Consider the following 19,824-nt stretch of genomic DNA (forward strand, 5'->3'; position numbering starts at 1 on the left):
TCCGCCTCGCGATGCACGGCACCGGCCGCCGCGGACCTGACCGGCGCTACTTCGACGACAGGACCCAGGGCATCGCGGGCCGGGCGAGGTGGGCGGCGATGGTGCGGGCGCAGGTGAGGGACTCGGTGTGCGTGGTGTCGACCTCCAGGTCGTAGGAGACCCCCTCGTGGACCACGGCCGCCTGGGACGCCGCCATGCCCGGGGTGCGGTCGCCGCGTGCGGTCTCCCGGCCCGCGGCGACCTCGGGGTCGCACCTGACCGCGACCCACAGGACGTCCAGCCCGCCCAGGGCCCGCCGCCAGCGCTCCTGTGACTGCGCTCCGCCGAGGAAGACGTCGTCCACGACGATCCTGGCGCCGGCCCGCGCCATCGTCGCGATGCCCTCCGTCCAGGCCTCCTCCAGCGCCCGGAAGTCCGCCCCGACGCTCACCGCGCCGTCCTCGCCGAAGACGATCCCCCCGTCCGCGTCCCGCATCCTCGCGGGCAGGGCGTCGACGAAGGAATCGCAGCCGAACGCCAGCCACTGGTCTGGCAGTTCGGCCTGGAGGCAGCGTACGATCCCCGACTTCCCGGAGCTGGACGTGCCGTTGAGAATGATCATCTGAGTCGTCATGGACCCACCGTACGGCCACTCAGTGCGCCGGGACCCGCTGGGCCTCGTGGGTCAGGGCCGCCAGGACCGGGGCGATCAGCGGGTGGGTCTCGGCCCCGCGACGGGTGGCGGCGAAGACCCGGCGGGTGGCGGCCGGGCCCTCGACGGGGCGTACGCGGACCTCCCGCAGGTCCATGCCGCGCAGCGCCGAACGCGGCACCAGCGCCACCCCCGCGCCCGCTCCGACCAGGGCGGTCACCGCCCGGAAGTCGTCCGACGAGTGCACGAAGCGCGGCTGGAACCCCGCCAGTTCGCACGCCAGCAGGGTCACGTCGTGGCACGGGTTCCCCGGGTACTGGCCGACCCAGTCCGCGTCGGAGAGGTCCGCCAGCGCCACGGCGGGCAGAGCGGCGAGCGGATGCCCGGCCGGCAGCACCGCGTCGAAGGGTTCCGCGTACAGCGGCAGCACCGACAGCCGGCCGTCGTCGGCGCCCGGCGCGCCCCGGTACTCCACCGCCAGCGCCAGGTCGGCTTCCCCGGCGAGCAGCAGCGGCAGGCTCTGGTCGCCCTCCGCGTCGCGGACCCGGAGCCGGATGCCCGGGTGCTCCAGGGCGAGGCGGGCGATGGCGGGGGCCAGTACCTCGGCGATGCCGGTGGCGAAGGCCGCCACCGTGACCTCGCCGGCGGTACCGCCCGCGTAGGCGGCGAGTTCCGCCTCGGCGCGCTCCAGCTGGGCCAGCACCTCGTGCGCGTGGCCCAGCAGGATCTCCCCGGCCGCCGTGAGCCGTACGCCCCGGCCGCTGCGGGTCAGCAGCGCGTGGCCGGTCTCCTGCTCCAGCGCGGCGAGCTGCTGGGAGACGGCGGAGGGGGTGAGGTACAGGGCTGCGGCCGCGGCGGTCACCGTACGGTGGTCCGCCACGGCCCGCAGGATGCGCAGCCGGCGGGGGTCGATCACACCCCCATGATGTCAGCCCTGAGCAGCGGAAAGCGTCGCGCGGGCGTCCACGAAGGCGGCCACCGCGCGCTCCACGTCGGCCGTCGAATGGGCGGCCGAGAGCTGGACGCGGATACGGGCCGCGCCGAGGGGAACGACCGGGTAGGAGAATCCGATCACGTACACGCCGCGCTCCAGCAGGAGCTCCGCCATCCGGCCCGCCTCGGCGGCGTCGCCGATCATGACGGGGGCGATGGCGTGGTCGCCGGGCAGGATCTCGAAGCCGGCCTCGGTCATCTTCGTGCGGAACAGCTTCGTGTTGGCCGTGAGCCGCTCGCGCAGGTCGTCGGCGGACTCCAGCAGGTCGAGGACCTTCAGGGAGGCGGCGGCGATCACCGGGGCGAGGGAGTTGGAGAAGAGGTACGGGCGCGAGCGCTGGCGCAGCAGTTCGACGATCTCGGCGCGTGCGGCGACGTAGCCGCCGGAAGCGCCGCCGAGGGCCTTGCCGAGGGTGCCGGTGATGATGTCGACGCGGTCCATCACCCCGTGCAGCTCCGGGGTGCCGCGGCCGCCGGGGCCGACGAAGCCGACGGCGTGCGAGTCGTCGACCATGACCATGGCGTCGTAGCGGTCGGCGAGGTCGCAGATCTCGGTCAGCGGGGCGACGTAGCCGTCCATGGAGAAGACGCCGTCGGTGACGATGAGCTTGCGGCGGGCGCCGCCCTCGGTGGCCTCCTTCAGGCGCGCCTCCAGCTCGGCCATGTCGCGGTTGGCGTAGCGGAAGCGGCGGGCCTTGGACAGCCGGATGCCGTCGATGATGGAGGCGTGGTTGAGGGCGTCGGAGATCACCGCGTCCTCGGCGCCGAGCAGGGTCTCGAAGACGCCGCCGTTGGCGTCGAAGCAGGAGGAGTAGAGGATCGTGTCCTCCTGGCCGAGGAAGGCCGACAGGCGGGCCTCCAGCTCCTTGTGCACCTCCTGGGTGCCGCAGATGAAGCGGACGGAGGCCATGCCGTAGCCCCAGCGGTCGAGTGCGTCCTTCGCGGCGGCGACCACGTCGGGGTGGTCGGCCAGCCCGAGGTAGTTGTTGGCGCAGAAGTTCAGCACCTCGCCGGGGGCGCCGCCCGCGGTGACGGCGACGGCGGCGTTCTGCGGGGTGCCGATGACGCGCTCGGGCTTGTGCAGGCCCGCGGCGCGGATCTCGTCGAGGGTGGTGCGGAGGTCTTCGCGTACGGACTCGAACATGGGCTTCGGATTCTCCTTGTGCGGATCGCCGTCCGGCGGACGGGGAGGAGGGGGCCGGGCCCCGCGGAGGGGGGGAGGGTTGGCGGGGCCCGGCCCGGAGGGAGTGGTCTCGTGCGGTGGTCGCGGTGGTCCCGGCTGCGGCGGTCGCCCGTGCGGCCGGGGTGCCGCTCGTGGGCCCTGGCCCGGAGCACCGGTCCTGCGGCGGCGGCCGGGCGCCGGCCCGGTCGGGGGCCCGGTCGGGGGCCCGGTCGGAGCCACCGCCGTGGACCAGGGCCGTGTCGCCCTAGACCGTCCAGTCCAGGATGATCTTGCCGCTGCGGGCGGTCGCGGCCTCGTCGAAGGCGGCCTGGAAGTCGCGGTGCGAGTAGCGGCCGGTGATGACCGGGGACAGGTCGAGCCCGCCCTCCAGCAGGACGGTCATCGCGTACCAGGTCTCGAACATCTCGCGGCCGTAGATCCCCTTGATGGTGATCATCGAGGTGACGACCTTCGCCCAGTCCACCGGGAACTCCTGGGCCGGGAGGCCGAGCATCGCGATCTTGCCCCCGTGCGTCATGTTGTCGATCATGTCGCGCATCGCCTCGGCGCGGCCGGACATCTCCAGGCCGACGTCGAAGCCCTCGCGCAGCCCCAGCCGGGTCTGCGCCTCGGCGATGGAGGACTCGGCGACGTTCACCGCGAGCGTGGCGCCCGCCTTGCGCGCGATGTCCAGGCGCTCGGGGCTGACGTCGGTGATGACCACGTTGCGCGCGCCGGCGTGCCGGGCCACGGCGGCCGCCATGATGCCGATCGGGCCCGCGCCGGTGATCAGCACGTCCTCGCCGACCAGCGGGAAGGACAGCGCGGTGTGCACCGCGTTGCCGAAGGGGTCGAAGATGGCCGCCACGTCGAGGTCCACGGCGGTCCGGTGCACCCACACGTTCTGCGCGGGCAGCACCACGTACTCCGCGAAGGCCCCGTCGCGTCCGACGCCGAGCCCGATCGTGGAGCGGCACAGGTGGCGGCGGCCGGCCAGGCAGTTGCGGCACTTGCCGCACACCAGGTGGCCCTCGCCGCTGACCAGGGCGCCGGTCTCGATGTCGCGGACGTCCGCGCCGACCGCCGCGACCTCGCCGACGAACTCGTGGCCGAGGACCAGCGGGGTCTTCACCGCGCCCTGCGCCCAGCCGTCCCAGGCACGGATGTGCAGGTCGGTTCCGCAGATGCCGGTGCGCAGCACCTTGATCAGCACGTCGCCGGGGCCGTACTCGGGCTCGGGGACGTCCATGAGCCACAGCCCGGGCTCGGCCTTGTGCTTGACGAGTGCCTTCATGGCGGTGGCTCCAGGCATGCGGAAGGGAGCGCCGCTCCCGCTGGTGCGCGGGGGGCGTGAGTGACGGGGACCAATCTGCCGATCGGCTCGGTGATCAGTCCATCGAGACTTTCTTAAGCGGGTCGACAGCGCAGCTTCACGCCTATGCTCCTCCCGTGACGGGGAGGGGACCGGGGGGCGGAAGCCGCGCTATGGTCCCTCACCGGGGAAAAGGGGAGGTGAGGGGCGTGCCGAGTCTGCGCAGCAGGGCGCTTTCGGCCGCACTGGTCGCGATGCGGCGGCGCAAACGGTTCACGACCGCCGAGGCGGTGCGGGCGGCCGTGGCACAGGCGGCCCGCAGGCCCGCTTCGCATCTGCCCCCGCGCTCGCTGGGACGGGTGGCGGAACTGTCGCGGACCTTCGTCGGGGCCTGGCCGGTGTACGACGCCTCGCCGCGCGGGGAGGAGCCCGTGGCCCAGGTGCTGTACGTGCACGGCGGCGCGTACATCGGTGAGCTGGTCGGGCCGCACTGGTCGCTGATCCGGAGCCTGGTGACGCGGGCCCGCGCCCGGGTGGTCGTACCGGCGTACGTGCTCGCCCCGCGCGGGACCGCCGACCGGAACGTCCCCGTGGCCGCCGATCTGCTGAGCGGCCTGATCGAGAGCGGCGGCGCGGGCGGGACGGTGCTGATCGGGGACTGTGCCGGGGCCGGGCTGGCGCTGGCCGCCGCGCAGCGGCTTCGGGAGCGCACCGGTGCGCAGCCGTCGCGGATCGTGCTGATCTCGCCCTGGCTGGACCTGAGCATGAGCCACCCCGGCCAGGAGACGGTGGAGGCGGCCGATCCGGTGCTGGCGAGGGCCGGTCTGGCCGAGGCGGGACGGCTGTACGCGGGGACCCTCGCTGTGGACGACCCCCGGGTGAGCCCGCTGTACGGCTCCTTCGAAGGGCTGGCGCCTCTGACGGTGTTCACGAGCACCCGGGACGTGCTGGCCACCGACAGCCACGAGCTGCGGCGGCGGGCCGGGGCGGCCGGGGTCCGGGTGGAGTGGCACGAGGAGCCGGGCCTGCCGCACGGGTACCCGCTGCTGCCGGTCCCGGAGGGGCGGGCGGCCCGGGACAGGATCGTCGAGCTGATCGGGGAGACCGCGGACGGCGGCTGAGGCCCTGTCGTCAAAGTCCCGCCTGGCCCGCGCCGCTGTGACGACAGGACCCGGACCAACCGGAGCCGCACCGCCCGGGACGCCGCCCGCGGCCGGGCGGTGCGCGCCGCGGGTGGTCAGGCGGTGCACGTCATGAGCGAGCTGACCGGCCAGGCGCGGTACGCCGTCCAGTACGCCTCGTCGCGCGCGGCGTCGGCGGGCGGGGTGCGGGAGGGCTGCCAGCCGACGGTGCTGAAGCCCGCGTCGACGGCGGCTTCGGCGAAGTCGGCGTGCGCCCATTCGCGGTACTCGAAGTGCTGCGGGGGTTCCGTCAGGAACTGGGCCTTAAGCAGTGGGGCGTCCCCGTCCGGCACCCGGTCGAGGATGCGCATCCCGTAAGGGGACCAGTCCACGCGCGGGTACGCGCCGGGGTTGCGCACGAGCGTCAGCAGCCGTCCGCCGGGGCGCAGATTGGCCCGGATGCCGCGGAACATGGCGTGCAGGGCGGCCCGGTCGGGGGCGTGGCTGAACAGGTAGACGGCGGTGGCGAGGTCGAAGGGGCCGAGCTGCGGCATGTCGGCGGCGTCCGCGACCACGTACTCGACGGCGGCGGAGGGGGGTGCGGACGCCCGGGCCCGGCGGACCCGGTCCGGGCAGCTGTCCACGCCGACCGTGCGCCGGGCGCCGCCGCTCGCCAGCAGGGCGGCGGTGCCGCCGTGCCCGCAGGCCACGTCGAGGGTGTCGAGGTCGCGGACCCCGCCGAGGGCGTCGAGGGCGGTGCGGAGGGTGAAGGCGTCGGCCGCCGTGAAGGCGGCGCGGGGTGCCGGGTGCGTGTCGTCGTACGGGGGTCGCATGCCGGATGCCTCCCCGGAGGGGGCGCCGCTGACGGCGTGCGCGGTGTCGCGTCCCCCCTTCGGGGGAGGCGTTCGGCGCATCGCCGCCCCGGAAGCGCCCCGTCAGCCGGGCAGCAGCTCGCGGGCGCAGGCGCGCAGCCAGACGTGCGCCGGGTCGGCGTCGTGGCGGGGGTGCCAGGCGAGCCCCACGGGCAGCGGCGGGAGCTCCAGGGGGACTTCGAAGGTGACGAGGCCGAGGGCCTCGGCCTGGGGGACGCTGCGGGAGGCGATCAGGCCGATCAGGTCGGTGTCCCGCAGCACGAAGAGGGAGGCCGGGAAGGAGCCGACGCCGCCCACCACCCGACGGGACAGCCCCCGTTCGGCCAGGGCGGCGTCCACCGGTCCCTCCAGCCTGCCGCGCCGCGAGACGGTCAGGTGCTCCCCAGCTGCTGTGGGCGGTCGACGCGTACGTGATCGTCTTCGCAGCGCTGCTGATCCCGGCCGGGGCGCTCGGCGACCGCCACGGCCGCAAGGGCGCCCTGCTGGCCGGCCTCGGCCTGTTCGCTGCGGGCGGTGCCCTCAGCGCGCTCGCCGCCGCCCCGGCCACGCTGGTCGCCGGACGCGGGCTGTGCGGGGCCGGAGCGGCGCTGATCATGCCCGCCACCATGTCCGTACTGGTCCAGCTGAGCCCGCCCGAGCGGCGCGGGCGGGTACTCGCCACCTGGACGCTGTCCGCCGGCCTCGGGGGCCTGGCGGGCAACGTGGCGGGCGGTCTGGCCGGGGAGTTCCTGACCTGGCGGGCCCTGTTCTGGGCCGTCGTCCCGCTGGGCGCGCTGCTCGCCCTCGCCGTGGCCCGCACGGTGCCGCGTACCCCTTCGCGCGCGGACGCGGCCGTCGACCCGCTCGGCGCCCTGCTCCTGGCGGGGGCGCTGTTCGCGGTGGTCCACGGCATCATCGAGGGCCCCTCGTACGGCTGGTCCTCGGCCCGCGTGCTGGGCTCCTTCGGGGGCGGGGCGATACTGCTGGCCGCCTTCGCCGCGCACGCGCTGCGCTCCGCCCGCCCCCTGCTGGACCCGCGGGTCTTCGCCTCGCGCGGGCTGCGCGCGGGGACGCTGGGCATCGGCGCCGCCTTCTTCGGGCTCTTCGCCCTGTTCTTCGTCAACGCCCAGTACCTCCAGTACGCCAAGGGCTTCTCGCCGGCCCTGGCAGGGCTGGCGATCGTCCCGCTCACCGTCGGCATGGCGGTGGTGCCCCGGTTCGGCGCGCGGCTCGCGGAGCGGACGGGGCCTCGGCTGCCGGTGGGGGCGGGGATGCTGCTGATCGCGGGCGGGCTGCTGCTGGTGTCGACCGCCGGCGCGGGCACCCCGTACGCCGCGTACGCGGGCTACCTGCTGGTGCTGTCGGTGGGTACCGGGCTGTGCGCGCCCCCGCTGACGCTGACGGTGGTCTCGGAGCTGCCGGCGCACCAGGCGGGGCTGGGCTCGGGGCTGAACACCGCCGCGCGGGAGATCGGCGCGGCGCTGGGCGTGGCGGTGGTCGGGACGGTGCTGGCCTCGCGGTTCCACGGGGACCCGGCGGATCCCGCGCAGGCGGCCGCCTTCACCGACGCCATGGGGGTGGGGCTGCGGACGGTGGCCGCCGGACTGGTCGTCGCCGCGGCGGTGGTGGTACGGGGATACCGGGGCGCGGACAGGGGGCGCCCGGGCCGCGCGGGTGCAGCCGCCGGGGGCGAGGGCGCATCCTGACTGTGTGACGGCGAGAGCGGACGGCGGCGGCCCCTCCTCCGTCGCCATGGGCCGGGCGCTCGCACGGGCGGCGGCCGGCGGGATGCGGGCCGTCGGCGGGTACGCGGGCAGTGTCTACCTGCGCTCGGACACGGACGGGCTGCTGCGGATGGCCGTGGTCACCGGGCTGCCCGTGCGGTTGTTCCGGCCCTGGTGGCGGATGCAGGTGAACCGGCCGTACCCGGTCGCCGAGGCGTACCGCACCGGGCAGTCCGTGCACCTGCCGGACGCGGAGGCCGCGATGCGGCGCTTCCCGCAGCTGATGGCCGGGCTGCCGTTCCCGTTCGGGTCGTTCTACGAGCCGGTCACCGCCGGTGGGGAGCGGTTCGGGGTGCTGCTGGTGCTGCGGCCCGCGACGCCCGGCGAGGAGCCGGGGGCCGGCGCCCGGGAGCGGCTGCGGGAGGCCGCCGCCGGGCTGGCGAAGGAACTGGCCGCGCTGGACGCCGCCGGGGAAGCGGTCCGCTGGGACGGCGACCCGCTGTGCGTACCCGTACCCGCCGCCGCGGACGAGGCGCGGGAGGCCCTGGACCGGCTGGAGACGGCGGTCCTGTCCGTGGACCGGCAGGGCGGCATCGCCTTCGCCAACACCGCCGCCGGGGAGCTGCTCGGGCGGGACGCGCCCCGGCTGCGGGGACGCCTGCTGTGGGAGGCGCTGCCCTGGCTCGGCCACCCCGCCTACGAGGACCACGTGCGGGGGGTTTTCATCTCGGGCGAGCCCGTGCGCTTCACGGCCCGGCGGGGCCCTCCGCCGGACGGCGACGCCCGTCCCGGCACCGGCACCTCCGGTCCTGGCGCCGGCACCGGCACCGGCCCTGCCCCCGGGCCGGACGCGGAGTGGCTGTCCGTGGGCCTGTATCCGGGGCCGTCGGGGGTGACGGTCACCCTGGAGGCCGCCGACCCTCCCGCCTACGCCCCCGGGTCGGTGACCCGCCCCGGCGCCGGGCTCGGTTCGCCGGCGGACCGGGCCTCCTCCCTCTACCGGCCGGTGGCCCTGGCCATCGCGCTGACCGAGGCGGTCACCGCGCGCCAGGTGTCGGCCGTGGTCACCGAGGAGCTGCTGCCCGCGTTCGGCGGCCGGCAGCTGGCGATCTACGTGCTCGACGAACGGCACCTGTACCTCGCCTGGGAGACCGGTTTCCCCAAGGGGTTCCTGAACCGGTTCGACGGGGTCTCGCTCCACGAACGGCTCCCCGGCGTGGAGACCCTGACCTCGGGCCGGCCGCTGTTCTTCGAGTCGATGGAGCGCCTGGCGGAGGCCTATCCGGGGATCCCGCTGGACGCCGAGATCGGGGCCCGGGCCTTCCTGCCGCTGATCGCCTCCGGCCGCCCGGTCGGCTCCTGCATCCTGGGCTTCGACCAGCGCCGCGGCTTCAGCCCGGAGGAACGTACGGTCCTCACGGCGCTGGCGGGCCTGATCGCGCAGGCCCTGGAGCGGGCGCGGCGCTACGACAGCGAGGCGGCGCTGGCCCGGGGGCTCCAGGCGGCGCTGCTGCCGCACCGGCTGCCGGTGCGGGGCCAGGTGACCACGGTGGGCCGGTACCTGGCCGGGACGGACGGCATGGAGGTCGGCGGCGACTGGTACGACGTCATCGAGGCGGCCGAAGGCCGGCTGGCGCTGGTCATCGGCGACGTCCAGGGCCACGGGGTGGCGGCCGCCGCCACCATGGGCCAACTGCGCAGCGCCGTACGGGCCTTCGCGCTCAGCGGCAATGACCCGGAGCAGGTGGTGCGGGGTACCAACCAGCTGCTGATGGACCTGGACCCGGGGCAGTTCGCCAGCTGCTGCTACGTCCTGCTCGACCCGGGCTCCGGCCACGCCCTGGCCGTCCGTGCCGGGCACCCGCAGCCGCTGCTGCGGCACGCCGACGGCCGGGCCGAGGTGCTGGACCTGGCGGGCGGGGTGGTGCTCGGCGTCGACCCCGGGGCGCGGTACCCGGTGACGGAGCTGGAACTGGCGCCGGGCGCGGTGCTTGCCCTGTACACCGACGGGCTGGTGGAGACGCCGGGCGCGGACATCGACGACGGCGTGGAGCGGCTGCGGGCGGCGCTGGCCACGGCCCGGCCGTCCCCGCTGACGGAGACGGCCGACCGGCTGGTCGCCGAGGCGGCCCGCACCGCCGACCGCCCGGACGACATCGCCCTCCTCCTCGCCTCCCGCGATCCGGCCCCGCTCCCAGGTGCGGGCGCCGCGCCGGAGCCGCCCGCCGGAGCTGCCTGAGCGGGGCCCACCGCGGTGGGCGCATCGGCCCGCCCGCCGCTCAGCCCGCCGAACGATGCGGGCGCATGCGGCCCAGACCCACAGGCGCGGCCGGCCCACCCGCCCGGAGTACGGCCACCGGGGCCGCCGCGATCCGCGGCGGCCCCGGTGGCCCCGGTGGCGCGGGCGGGGTTCAGCCGGCGGATCCACCGGCGGACAGGGTGATCGCGGTGTTCACCAGGCCGACGTGGCTGAACGCCTGCGGGAAGTTGCCGAGCTGGCGGCCGGCGCGGGGGTCGTACTCCTCGGCCAGCAGGCCCACGTCGTTGCGTACCGCCAGCAGCCTCTCGAAGAGCTCGCGGGCCTCCTTGGTCCGGCCGGTCATGTGCAGGGCGTCGGCCATCCAGAACGAGCAGGCCAGGAAGGCGCCCTCGTCCCCCGGGAGGCCGTCGACCGGAAGTCCTTCGGTGCTGTAGCGGCGGACCAGGCCGCCGCTGCCCAGTTCCGCCCACACCGCGTCGATGGTGCCGGTCACCCGGGGGTCGTCGGGCGGGAGGAAGCCGACGCGGGGGATGAGCAGTGTGGCCGCGTCCAGCTCGCGGGAACCGTAGTACTGGGTGAAGGTGCCCCGCTCGGGGTCGTAGCCCTTCTCGCAGACGTCGCGGTGCACCTCGTCCCGCATGGTCCGCCAGCGCTCGATGTCGCCCGGCAGGTGGGGGGCGCCCTCCAGGGTCCGCACGGCCCGGTCGGCGGCGACCCAGGCCATCACCTTGGAGTGTGTGAAGTGGCGGCGCGGCCCGCGCACCTCCCACAGCCCCTCGTCCGGCCGGCGCCAGTTGCGTTCCAGGAAGTCGAGGAAGTACAGCTGGATCTTCCAGGCGTGCCGTTCCGAGGCCAGCCCGGAGGCGCGGGCCAGGTGGAGGGCGTCCAGGACCTCTCCGTACACGTCCAGCTGGAGCTGGTTCACGGCGGCGTTGCCGACCCGGACCGGCGCGGAGCCCTCGTAGCCGCGCAGCCAGGGCAGTTCGGTCTCGGGGATGCGGCGCTCGCCGGAGATGCCGTACATGATCTGGAGGTCGGCGGCGTCGCCCGCGATGGCGCGCAGGAGCCAGGACCGCCAGGCACGGGCCTCGTCGAGGAAACCGGTGGCCAGGAGGGCCCCCAGGGTCAGGGTGGCGTCGCGCAGCCAGCAGTAGCGGTAGTCCCAGTTTCGGACCCCGCCGATCTCCTCGGGCAGTGAGGTGGTGGCGGCGGCGGCGATCCCGCCGGTGGGGGCGAACGTGAGGGCCTTGAGGGTGATCAGGGAGCGGGTCACGGCCTCCCGGTAGGGCCCCTCGTAGCGGCACTGGGCGGCCCACTCGCGCCAGTCGGACAGGCTGTGCTCCAGTGCCCCGTACGGGTCGACGGTCTCGGGCCGCGGCTCGTGCGAGGGGTGCCAGGTCAGCACGAAGGCCACCTTCTCCCCCGGGCCGACGGTGCATTCCGAGCGGGTGCTGCGGTCCTCGCCCCAGGTCCGCACGGGCGGCTCGCTGCGGAACCACGCCGAGTCGGGTCCGGCGATCGCGACGCGGTCGCCCTCGCTGCGCCGGACCCACGGCACGACGTGGCCGTAGTCGAAGCGCAGCCGCAGGGTGCTGCGGACGGTGACCCGGCCGGACACCCCCTCGACGATCCGCATGACGTCGGGCGCGCTGTCGCGCTGCGGCATGAAGTCGACGACCTTGACGGTGCCTTCGTCGGTCTCCCAGTAGGACTCGAGGACCAGAGAGCCGTCGATGTACGCCCGCCGCGTGCACCGTTCGCCCTCCTCGGCGCCGGCCGGGGCGATGCGCCAGTGGCCGTTCTCCTTGTCGCCGAGGAGGGCCGCGAAGCAGGCGGCGGAGTCGAAGTGGGGCAGGCACAGCCAGTCGATGGACCCGTCACGGCCGACCAGTGCGCAGGTCATCAGGTCGCCGATGAGTGCGTAGTCTTCGATGGGTTGTGTCATTCATCCGCTTTTCCCGCAAACGCGGGGGGTCAATCAGTCCGCCCGCAAGGGTGTTTCAGTGACGGATGAGCACGGCGACGACGGCGAGGACCACGCCGAGGGCGAGCGCCCGGGCGCCGAGGGCCAGCCGGTGGGTGCGCAGCGCGGGCACCGGCAGGAGGCGGTCGACGGCGTGGCGGCCGGGGCCGGCGAGGGTGAGGGCGGCCGCGGCGGCGGCGAGCAGGAGCTCGTACTCCATGCCCTTCGGGGCGAAGAAGGCGCCGGCGCCGTGGACGGCGAGGGCGTTGATCATCGTGCCGGTGACGGCCGCTCCGGCGAGGGGGGTCAGCAGGCCGAGGGCGAGTCCGAGACCGCCGAGGGTCTCGGTCAGGCCGGCGACGACGGCCATGGCGTCGCCCGCCGGGTAGCCGACGGCGGTGAAGAACCGGCCGGTGCCGCCGATGCCGCCGCCGCCGAACCAGCCGAAGAGCTTCTGGGTTCCGTGGGCGGCGACGGCGAGGCCGAGCACGACGCGCAGCAGGAGCAGCCCGGCGTCGTGGGCGGAGGTGTCGGCCGCGGGCGCGGCGGGGGCGGCCGCCGGGGTCTTCGTCAGGGTGGCGGAGGCGCTGGTCATGGGGGGTCCTTCCGGTCGTTCGCGGCCCGAGGGGAATTAGTTCAAATTCGAACCGGCGGACCCGAGCCTAGCCACTGATTCAAATTCGAACAACTCGTGTACCCTGGCGCCATGGCTGACACGAGATGGCTGGACGAACGCGAGATGCGGGCCTGGAGGGGCTTCCTGGCCGCCTCGGCACTGGTGAACCGGCGTCTCGACCAGCAGCTCAAGGACGACTCGGGGCTCTCCCACCCCCAGTACGAGATCCTCGTGCGGCTCGCGGCGGCACCCGGCCAGGAGCTGCGCATGACGGAGCTCGCGAACGGGCTGATCAACTCCAAGAGCGGCCTGACCTACCAGGTCGGGCAGATGGAGAAGGCCGGCCTGGTCCGCCGCCGCAGCTGCCCCTCCGACGTGCGCGGGATCTTCGCCGTCCTCACCGACGCCGGCCGCGCCCGCCTGGAGGAGGCGGCCCCCGGCCATGTCACCACCGTGCGCGAGGTCCTCGTCGACGTCCTCACCCCCGAGCAGCTGGACGCCCTGGCCGACGGGCTCGGAGAGGTCAGCCGCCGCCTGCGCGAACAGGGCGCCTGACGCCCGGCCCGGCTCCGGGGTGCGCGGAGCGCCCTCCCGCATGCGAGCTCGGATCACGCACCGATGAGCCTTCCGCGCCGCGCCGGTCCGTCAGCCCGCGGCCGGCTCGTGGAAGGCTGGCGCCGTGCGGAAACTGATCTACGGCATGAACCTGAGCCTGGACGGCTACATCGCCGCCCCGGGTGACGACATCGGCTGGAGCGCGCCGAGCGACGAGCTGTTCCGGTTCTGGTCCGACCAGTTGCGGGCGACCGACCTGACGCTGTACGGGCGCAAGCTGTGGCAGACGATGAGTTCCTACTGGCCGACCGGCGACCGGCAGCCCACCGCCACCCCGGCGGAGACCGAGTTCGCGCGCCGCTGGCGGGACATGCCGAAGGTGGTGTTCTCCTCGACGATCGACGAGGTCGACTGGAACACCCGCCTGGTCACCGGCGACGCGGTCGCCGAGATCACCCGGCTCAAGGCCGAGGACGGCGGCCCGATGGACATCGGCGGCGCGACGCTCGCCGGGGCGGCCATGCGGGCCGGGCTGATCGACGAGTACGTGCTGGCCACCGCGCCGGTCCTGGTGGGCGGCGGCACGCCGTTCTTCACCGCGCTGGACAGCTGGGTGAACCTGAACCTGGTGGAGACGCGGACGCTGCCCTGCGGCGTGATCCTGACCAGGTACGAGACGAGGCGCTGAGCGCCCGTCACACGACGCGACCGCCGCCGGCTCCACGGGGGATCGCGCGCTGACGCCCGTTCCGAAGGTGCCGCCTCGGATGCCCTCGCAGTGGCCGGTCGGACTACCGCGCACTGCTTCCAATCTGTCACGCGCGCGGTAGATCAGTCCGCCGACGGCGGCCGACCGGTTCACGCCATGCCCGTCGTCGAAGGCCGCCCGCCCGGCACCGCGGCGCGGTTTCCGAGATCCCGCAGGGTGCTCTGGCCTACCGTCGGCAGCGGGTCACAGGACAGGACTCCACCACACCGGGAGGTTTCCGTGAAGATGCTCATCAACTCCGCCGACACCGTGGTCTCCGACGCGCTGCGCGGAATGGCCGCCGCGCACCCCGAACTCGACGTCGACGTGCAGCGCCAGGTCGTCGTACGGCGCGACGCGCGGGCCGGCGGACGGGTCGGGCTGGTGTCCGGGGGCGGGTCCGGGCACGAACCCCTGCACGCCGGCTTCGTCGGTCCCGGGATGCTCTCGGCGGCCTGCGCCGGCGCCGTTTTCACCTCGCCCGTTCCCGACCAGATGCTGTACGCGGCGAGCGCCGTCGAGGCCGGTCAGGGGGTGCTGTTCATCGTCAAGAACTACACCGGGGACGTGCTGAACTTCCGGATGGCCGCCGAACTGGCGGAGGAGGACGGCATGCGGGTGGAGCGCGTGCTCGTCAACGACGACGTCGCCGTGACCGACAGCCTGTACACGGCCGGGCGGCGCGGCACGGGCGCCACCCTCTTCGTGGAGAAGATCGCGGGGGCGGCCGCCGAGGAGGGCGCGCCTCTGGAGGCGGTCGCCGCCCTCGCCCGGCGGGTCAACGACTCGTCCCGCAGTTTCGGGGTGGCGCTCAGCGCCTGCACCACCCCCGCGAAGGGCAGCCCGACCTTCGACCTGCCGGACGGGGAGCTGGAGTTGGGTGTGGGGATCCACGGTGAACCCGGCCGGGAGCGGCGCGCGACGATGACCTCGCGGGAGATCGCGGAGGTGGCCGTGGGGGCCGTTCTGGACGATCTCGCGGAGACGGGCCCCACGGCGGGCGGACCGGTACTGCTCCTGGTCAACGGGATGGGCGCGACCCCGCTGCTGGAGCTGTACGGGTTCCACGCGGAGGTGGCGGCGGTGCTGACGGCGCGGGGCGTGCCGGTGGCGCGGGCCCTCGTCGGAAACTACGTCACTTCCCTGGACATGGCAGGCTGTTCGGTGACCGTGTGCCGGGCGGACGACGAGACGCTGCGCCTGTGGGACGCGCCGGTGCGGACGGCCGCCCTGCGCTGGGGCTGCTGAGCGCGTGGCGCACGTACGGGACGACGGTGGAGGAGACGGGATGCGTGACGCGGAGTTCTTCCGGCGCTGGATGGAGACCGCCGCGACGGCGGTGGAGCGGGAGGCGGACCGGCTGACCGAGCTCGACTCCCCGATCGGGGACGCCGACCACGGGGCGAACCTGCTGCGGGGTTTCACGGCCGTACGGGCGGCGCTGGCCGGGGCCGACCCGGCGGCCGCGCCCGGGGCACTGCTCCAGCTGGCCGGACGCACCCTGATCTCCACGGTCGGCGGCGCGTCGGGACCCCTGTACGGGACGCTGCTGCGGCGCACGGGCAAGGAGCTCGGGGAGGCCGCCGAAGTCACCGACGAGGAGCTGCGCGGCGCCCTGGACGCCGGAGTGGACGCCGTGGCCCGGCTGGGCGGGGCGGCGCCGGGCGACAAGACGATGCTGGACGCTCTGCTCCCTGGGGTCGCGGCGTTGGGTACGTCGTACCGTGCCGCCGGGGAAGCGGCGGAGGGCGGGGCCCGGGCGACCGTTCCGATACTGGCCCGCAAGGGCCGCGCCAGCTACCTCGGGGAGCGCAGCGTCGGGCACCAGGATCCGGGAGCCACCTCGGCCGCCCTGCTGCTGGGCGCGCTGGCCGACGCGGCGGAGGGGGCCGCGTGAGCGCCGGGGAGCTGGTCGGGATCGTGCTGGTGTCGCACAGCGCCGGGGTCGCGGAGTCGGTGGCGGAGCTGGCACGGGGCCTCGCGGCGGGCGGGGCACTGGCTCCGGTGGCCCCGGCGGGCGGCACCTCCGACGGCGGGCTGGGCACGAGCGCGGAGCGCATCGCGCGGGCCGCGGCGGCGGTGGACCGGGGGGCCGGGGTCGCGCTCCTCGCGGACCTGGGCAGCTCGGTGCTGACGGTGAAGGCGCTCCTGGAGGACGGGGAGCTGCCGCCGGGGTCCCGTCTGGTGGACGCCCCGTTCCTGGAGGGCGCGGTGGCGGCCCTGGTGGCCGCCTCGGCGGGCGCCGCCCTGGAGGCGGTGGCGGCCGCGGCCGAAGAAGCCTACGCGTACCGCAAGGCCTGAACCCCCCGGCCGGAGGGGCGCACCCCGGCTCCCCGGGGCGCGCCCGGGGAGCCGGCAGCCGGCCGCGGGCTACGGGCGGCCGCGGAGGCTTTCGATCTCCCGGCGGTCCCGCTTCGTGGGGCGGCCCGTGCCGCGGTCGCGGATGCCGACCACCGCCGCCTCCACCGGGGTCGGCGGCGGCGGGCTGTTGTCCACGTAGCACTCGGCGGCGACCGGGGGGCCGACCCGTTTCGTCACGGGGCGCCGGACCACGACGATCCTCTCCCGGCCCGCGTGGAAGAGCCGGACCTCGTCGCCCGCCCGGACCTGCTGCGCCGGCTTCGCCCGCTCGCCGTTGACCTTCACGTGGCCCGCCCGGCAGGCGGTCGCCGCGACGGAGCGGGTCTTGGTGAGCCGCACCGACCAGATCCAGGCGTCCACCCGCGCGGTTCCCGTCTCCAGCGGGGCCGCCCCCGCGTCCGTGGTCCTCGTACCGGTCAACGGAGCCTCCGTCCCTGCGTCGGCCGTGCCTGCCACGTCCGCCGTGTCCCGACTCTAGCGATCCGGCGGCCCGGGAGCCGAACGGTTTCAGCGGATACCACAAGCGTCACGGCATCTGCCATGGAGATGCGGCCAAACTAATTGCACATGCCGCTCCGATCGGCCTACCTTGACGCACATGCAGCCCCACGTCTCCGCCACTCCCCACATCCGCCGCACGGTCGCCGCCGCGCTCACCGCCGCGCTGCTCGTCCCGCTGTCCGCCTGCGGGAACGGCGGCGGCGCGGGCCACGAGGCGGACGCCGGCTCCCCCTCCTCCCCGGCCGGGGCGAAGGGCGCGCACCTCACCGTCCTCGCGGCCTCCTCCCTCACCGACGCCTTCAGGACGGCGAAGGAGGCCTACGAGAAGTCCCGCCCGGGCACCAGGGTGAACATCTCCTTCGCCGGTTCGCAGGAACTCGCCGCCCAGGTCAAGCAGGGCGCCCCGGCCGACGTGCTGGTCACCGCCGACACCAGGACCATGGACGCCCTCCGGGCCGAGACCGGCGACGCCACGGTCATCGCGAAGAACCGTCTCGTCATCGCCGCCGGCAAGGGCAACCCCTTCGGGATCGACGAGCTCAAGGACCTCGGCGACTCCAGGATCAAGGTCGTCCTGGCAGCACCCGAGGTCCCGGTCGGGCGCTACGGCAAGCAGATCCTCGACGCCCAGAAGATCGAGGTGAGGCCCGTCTCCCAGGAACCCAACGTCCGCGCCGTCCTGAGCAAGGTCGAGCTGGGCGAGGCCGACGCCGGTCTCGTCTACAAGACGGACTCCGCCAAGTCCGGCGACAAGGTCGTCACCGTGGACATCCCAGACGCCCAGAACGCCGTCGCCTCCTACCCCGCCGCCGCCCTCAAGCAGTCCCGCAACGCCGGAGCCGCCGCCGCGTTCGTGGCCTGGCTGAGCGGCCCCGAGGCGCAGAAGATCCTCCAGGACGCGGGCTTCCAGAAGGCCTAGGCCCCCTCGGAGGGCTGCAACGCCAGGCCCCTCGGAGGGCTGCCCGGCCCGGGGGCAGCCCTTGCGGCGTGTCCGGCGCCCGCGCCCGTACGCTCCGTAGGATCCCTCCCCGGCCCCGACCAGGAACCGCCCTCACCCCATGAGCAGACTCCGCACCCGGCCCCCCGTGACGCTGGCGCTCCCCGCGCTGCTCGCCGTCGCGTTCCTGCTGCTGCCGCTCGTCGGCATCCTCACGCACACGCGGTGGGGCGAACTCGGCGGCCACCTCGGGCACCCCGGTGTGGTGACGGCCCTGAAGCTCTCGCTGCTGGTGTCCTTCTGGGCGCTCGGCCTCTCGCTGGTCCTCGGCGTACCGCTCGCCTGGCTGCTGGCCCGGGTCGAGTTCCGGGGCAAGGCCTTCGCCCGCTCCCTGGTACTGCTGCCGATGGTGCTCCCGCCGACCGTCGGCGGTGTCGCGCTGCTGCTCGGCTTCGGACGGCGCGGACTCCTCGGGCCGTGGCTGGAGGACACCTTCGGCGTCACGCTCCCCTTCCACACCTCCGGCGCGGTCGTCGCGGCGACCTTCGTCGCCATGCCGTTCCTGGTGATCAGCCTGGAGGGAGCACTGGGCGGGCTGAAGCAGAGCTACGAGGAGACCGCCGCCTCCCTCGGCGCCTCACCGGTCCGGGTGTTCTTCACGGTGACCATGCCCATGGTGGCGCCCGGCCTGATCGCGGGCGCCGCCCTCACTTGGGCTCGCGCACTCGGCGAGTTCGGGGCGACCATCACCTTCGCCGGCAACCTGCCGGGCACGACCCAGACCCTGCCGCTCCAGGTCTACCTGCTGCTCCAGGACCAGCCGGAGGCCGCCACCTCGGTGTCGCTGCTGCTGCTCGCCATCGCCATGGGCGTGCTCATCGCCCTGCGCGGCCGCTGGAACGGCATGCCCGTGACCGCACGGGCCCGCGGGGGCGGCCCGGAAGCACCCGCGCCCCCGGCCGGCGCTCCCGCCGCCGCCGAGGAGCCGCCCGCCCCCGCCCCGGCCGACGACGGCCGCTGGGCCCTGCACGCCGAAGTGACCGGCTTCAACGAGCTCACCCTCGACGCCGGACCCGGCACCACCATCGCCGTGGTGGGCGAGAACGGCGCCGGCAAGACCACCCTGCTGCGCGCCCTGCTCGGCCTGACCCCGCGCGCCCGCGCCGCGCTCCGGCTCGGGGACACCGACGTCACCGCACTGCCCCCGCACCGGCGGCAGGTGGCCTGGGTTCCGCAGGACGGCGCGCTGTTCCCGCACCTGAACGCCCTGGCCAACACCGCGTACGGGCTGCGGGCCCGCGGGGTGGGGCGCGCCGAGGCCCGCCGCGAGGCGCAGCTGTGGCTGGACCGGCTCGGCGTGGGCCACCTGGCCCGGCGCCGGCCCGCCCAGCTGTCGGGCGGGCAGGCCCAGCGGGTGGCCCTGGCCCGGGCGTTGGCCGCCCGGCCCCGGCTGCTGCTGCTCGACGAGCCGCTGGCCGCCCTCGACCAGACGACCCGGGCCCACGTGCGGCACACCCTGCGCAGGCACCTGGCGGGCTTCGGCGGGGTCTGCCTGATCGTCACGCACGACCCCGTCGAGGCGGTGTCGCTGGCCGACCGGGTCCTCGTACTGGCCGACGGGCGCACCCTCCAGGACGCGCCCCCCGCCGAGGTCACCCGGCATCCCCGCTCGCCGTGGGTGGCCCGGATGCTGGGCCGCAACGCCTGGCCCGGCACCGCCTCCGCCGAGGGGCTCGCACTGGTGGACGGCGGCCGGCTGGTGGTGGCGGAGCCGCTGCCGGAGGGATCGCAGGCCCTGGCGATCATCGCCCCGGAGGCGGTGTCGCTGCACCGGGAGCGCCCGGGCGGCAGCCCCCGCAACGTGTGGCCGGGCACCGTACGGGAGGTCACCTCGGCGGGCAGCCGGCTGCGCGTGCTGGTCTCCTCGGGCGAGGCGCCCGACCTGGTCGCGGAGATCACCCCGGAGGCGGCCGCCGAACTCGGCGTGGCGGACGGCGTGCGGGTCTGGACGAGCGTGAAGGCCACGGAGGTCACGCTGGTTCCCCTCTGACCGTGCCGGGGAGGGGCCGGAGGAGAACCGTTTGGACGG

At 75.0% G+C, this 19,824-nt stretch carries 17 protein-coding genes and 2 pseudogenes; 10 read left to right on the top strand and 9 right to left on the bottom strand.

What is annotated here, in order from left to right:
• Positions 1-46: 46 nt before the first annotated feature.
• The 4 genes from cpt to tdh form a co-directional block, all read right to left on the bottom strand.
• Positions 47-613: a chloramphenicol phosphotransferase CPT gene (gene cpt / locus ACFY7H_RS11515; protein WP_388936604.1), complete on the bottom strand. Its 567-nt coding sequence runs from the start codon at positions 611-613 to the stop codon at positions 47-49.
• 19 nt (positions 614-632) lie between these two features.
• Positions 633-1,547 carry a LysR substrate-binding domain-containing protein gene (locus tag ACFY7H_RS11520; RefSeq protein ID WP_388936607.1) on the bottom strand — a complete coding sequence of 305 codons (915 nt, stop codon included), beginning with the start codon at positions 1,545-1,547 and terminating at the stop codon, positions 633-635.
• Positions 1,548-1,559: 12 nt separating this feature from the next.
• Positions 1,560-2,768: a glycine C-acetyltransferase gene (locus ACFY7H_RS11525; RefSeq protein WP_388936610.1), complete on the bottom strand. Its 1,209-nt coding sequence runs from the start codon at positions 2,766-2,768 to the stop codon at positions 1,560-1,562.
• A 283-nt stretch (positions 2,769-3,051) separates the two neighbouring features.
• Positions 3,052-4,080 carry an L-threonine 3-dehydrogenase gene (gene tdh / locus ACFY7H_RS11530; RefSeq protein ID WP_388936612.1) on the bottom strand — a complete coding sequence of 343 codons (1,029 nt, stop codon included), beginning with the start codon at positions 4,078-4,080 and terminating at the stop codon, positions 3,052-3,054.
• A gap of 227 nt (positions 4,081-4,307) precedes the next feature.
• On the opposite strand from tdh, the gene ACFY7H_RS11535 reads away from it, so the two are divergent.
• On the top strand, positions 4,308-5,219 hold the full coding sequence (locus ACFY7H_RS11535; RefSeq protein WP_388936615.1) for an alpha/beta hydrolase fold domain-containing protein: 912 nt from the start codon (positions 4,308-4,310) through the stop codon (positions 5,217-5,219).
• A gap of 116 nt (positions 5,220-5,335) precedes the next feature.
• On the opposite strand, the gene ACFY7H_RS11540 is transcribed toward ACFY7H_RS11535, so the two are convergent.
• Entirely contained in the window at positions 5,336-6,052 is a 717-nt protein-coding gene (locus ACFY7H_RS11540; RefSeq protein ID WP_388936617.1) for a class I SAM-dependent methyltransferase, read from the bottom strand.
• Between the two features lie 102 nt (positions 6,053-6,154).
• Positions 6,155-6,493: pseudogene (locus ACFY7H_RS11545) on the bottom strand (LysR substrate-binding domain-containing protein); the annotation flags it as partial.
• On the opposite strand from ACFY7H_RS11545, the pseudogene ACFY7H_RS11550 reads away from it, so the two are divergent.
• A pseudogene (locus ACFY7H_RS11550) lies at positions 6,433-7,776 on the top strand (MFS transporter); the annotation flags it as partial. The pseudogenes ACFY7H_RS11545 and ACFY7H_RS11550 sit on opposite strands and share 61 nt — an antisense overlap.
• Before the next feature lie 46 nt (positions 7,777-7,822).
• Positions 7,823-10,033: a SpoIIE family protein phosphatase gene (locus ACFY7H_RS11555; RefSeq protein WP_388937485.1), complete on the top strand. Its 2,211-nt coding sequence runs from the start codon at positions 7,823-7,825 to the stop codon at positions 10,031-10,033.
• A gap of 172 nt (positions 10,034-10,205) precedes the next feature.
• Here ACFY7H_RS11555 and ACFY7H_RS11560 read toward each other — a convergent pair whose 3' ends face one another.
• Both ACFY7H_RS11560 and ACFY7H_RS11565 read right to left on the bottom strand, forming a co-directional pair.
• Positions 10,206-11,999 carry a glycoside hydrolase family 15 protein gene (locus tag ACFY7H_RS11560; protein WP_388936620.1) on the bottom strand — a complete coding sequence of 598 codons (1,794 nt, stop codon included), beginning with the start codon at positions 11,997-11,999 and terminating at the stop codon, positions 10,206-10,208.
• 55 nt (positions 12,000-12,054) lie between these two features.
• Entirely contained in the window at positions 12,055-12,612 is a 558-nt protein-coding gene (locus tag ACFY7H_RS11565) for a DoxX family membrane protein (protein ID WP_388936622.1), read from the bottom strand.
• 111 nt (positions 12,613-12,723) lie between these two features.
• Here ACFY7H_RS11565 and ACFY7H_RS11570 point away from each other — a divergent pair, with 111 nt between their 5' ends.
• The 5 genes from ACFY7H_RS11570 to ACFY7H_RS11590 all read left to right on the top strand — a co-directional run bounded on the left by ACFY7H_RS11570 (position 12,724) and on the right by ACFY7H_RS11590 (position 16,237).
• Positions 12,724-13,188, top strand: coding sequence for a MarR family winged helix-turn-helix transcriptional regulator (locus ACFY7H_RS11570; protein ID WP_388936624.1), 465 nt, complete (start codon positions 12,724-12,726; stop codon positions 13,186-13,188).
• A gap of 124 nt (positions 13,189-13,312) precedes the next feature.
• Complete coding sequence (locus ACFY7H_RS11575; protein WP_388936627.1) at positions 13,313-13,876, top strand: dihydrofolate reductase family protein; 564 nt, start codon at positions 13,313-13,315, stop codon at positions 13,874-13,876.
• Between the two features lie 300 nt (positions 13,877-14,176).
• Positions 14,177-15,184 carry a dihydroxyacetone kinase subunit DhaK gene (gene dhaK / locus ACFY7H_RS11580; protein ID WP_388936630.1) on the top strand — a complete coding sequence of 336 codons (1,008 nt, stop codon included), beginning with the start codon at positions 14,177-14,179 and terminating at the stop codon, positions 15,182-15,184.
• A gap of 40 nt (positions 15,185-15,224) precedes the next feature.
• Positions 15,225-15,833 (top strand): dihydroxyacetone kinase subunit DhaL, encoded by a 609-nt coding sequence (dhaL, locus tag ACFY7H_RS11585; protein ID WP_388936632.1) that lies wholly within the window; start codon positions 15,225-15,227, stop codon positions 15,831-15,833.
• On the top strand, positions 15,830-16,237 hold the full coding sequence (locus tag ACFY7H_RS11590) for a PTS-dependent dihydroxyacetone kinase phosphotransferase subunit DhaM (RefSeq protein WP_388936635.1): 408 nt from the start codon (positions 15,830-15,832) through the stop codon (positions 16,235-16,237). The genes dhaL and ACFY7H_RS11590 overlap by 4 nt, the downstream gene beginning before the upstream one ends.
• Positions 16,238-16,306: 69 nt before the next feature.
• Here the strand turns inward: ACFY7H_RS11590 and ACFY7H_RS11595 are convergent, their stop codons facing one another.
• Entirely contained in the window at positions 16,307-16,717 is a 411-nt protein-coding gene (locus tag ACFY7H_RS11595) for an RNA-binding S4 domain-containing protein (protein WP_388936637.1), read from the bottom strand.
• Between the two features lie 178 nt (positions 16,718-16,895).
• Here ACFY7H_RS11595 and modA point away from each other — a divergent pair, with 178 nt between their 5' ends.
• Both modA and ACFY7H_RS11605 read left to right on the top strand, forming a co-directional pair.
• Positions 16,896-17,717 (top strand): molybdate ABC transporter substrate-binding protein, encoded by an 822-nt coding sequence (modA, locus tag ACFY7H_RS11600; protein WP_388936639.1) that lies wholly within the window; start codon positions 16,896-16,898, stop codon positions 17,715-17,717.
• 139 nt (positions 17,718-17,856) lie between these two features.
• Positions 17,857-19,785, top strand: a complete 1,929-nt coding sequence (locus ACFY7H_RS11605) for an ABC transporter permease (RefSeq protein ID WP_388936641.1) — start codon at positions 17,857-17,859, stop codon at positions 19,783-19,785.
• Positions 19,786-19,824: the final 39 nt, after the last annotated feature.

Origin of the sequence: Streptomyces sp. NPDC012794 (genome assembly GCF_042901085.1) — a bacterium.
In the GTDB taxonomy this organism is placed as follows: domain Bacteria; phylum Actinomycetota; class Actinomycetes; order Streptomycetales; family Streptomycetaceae; genus Streptomyces.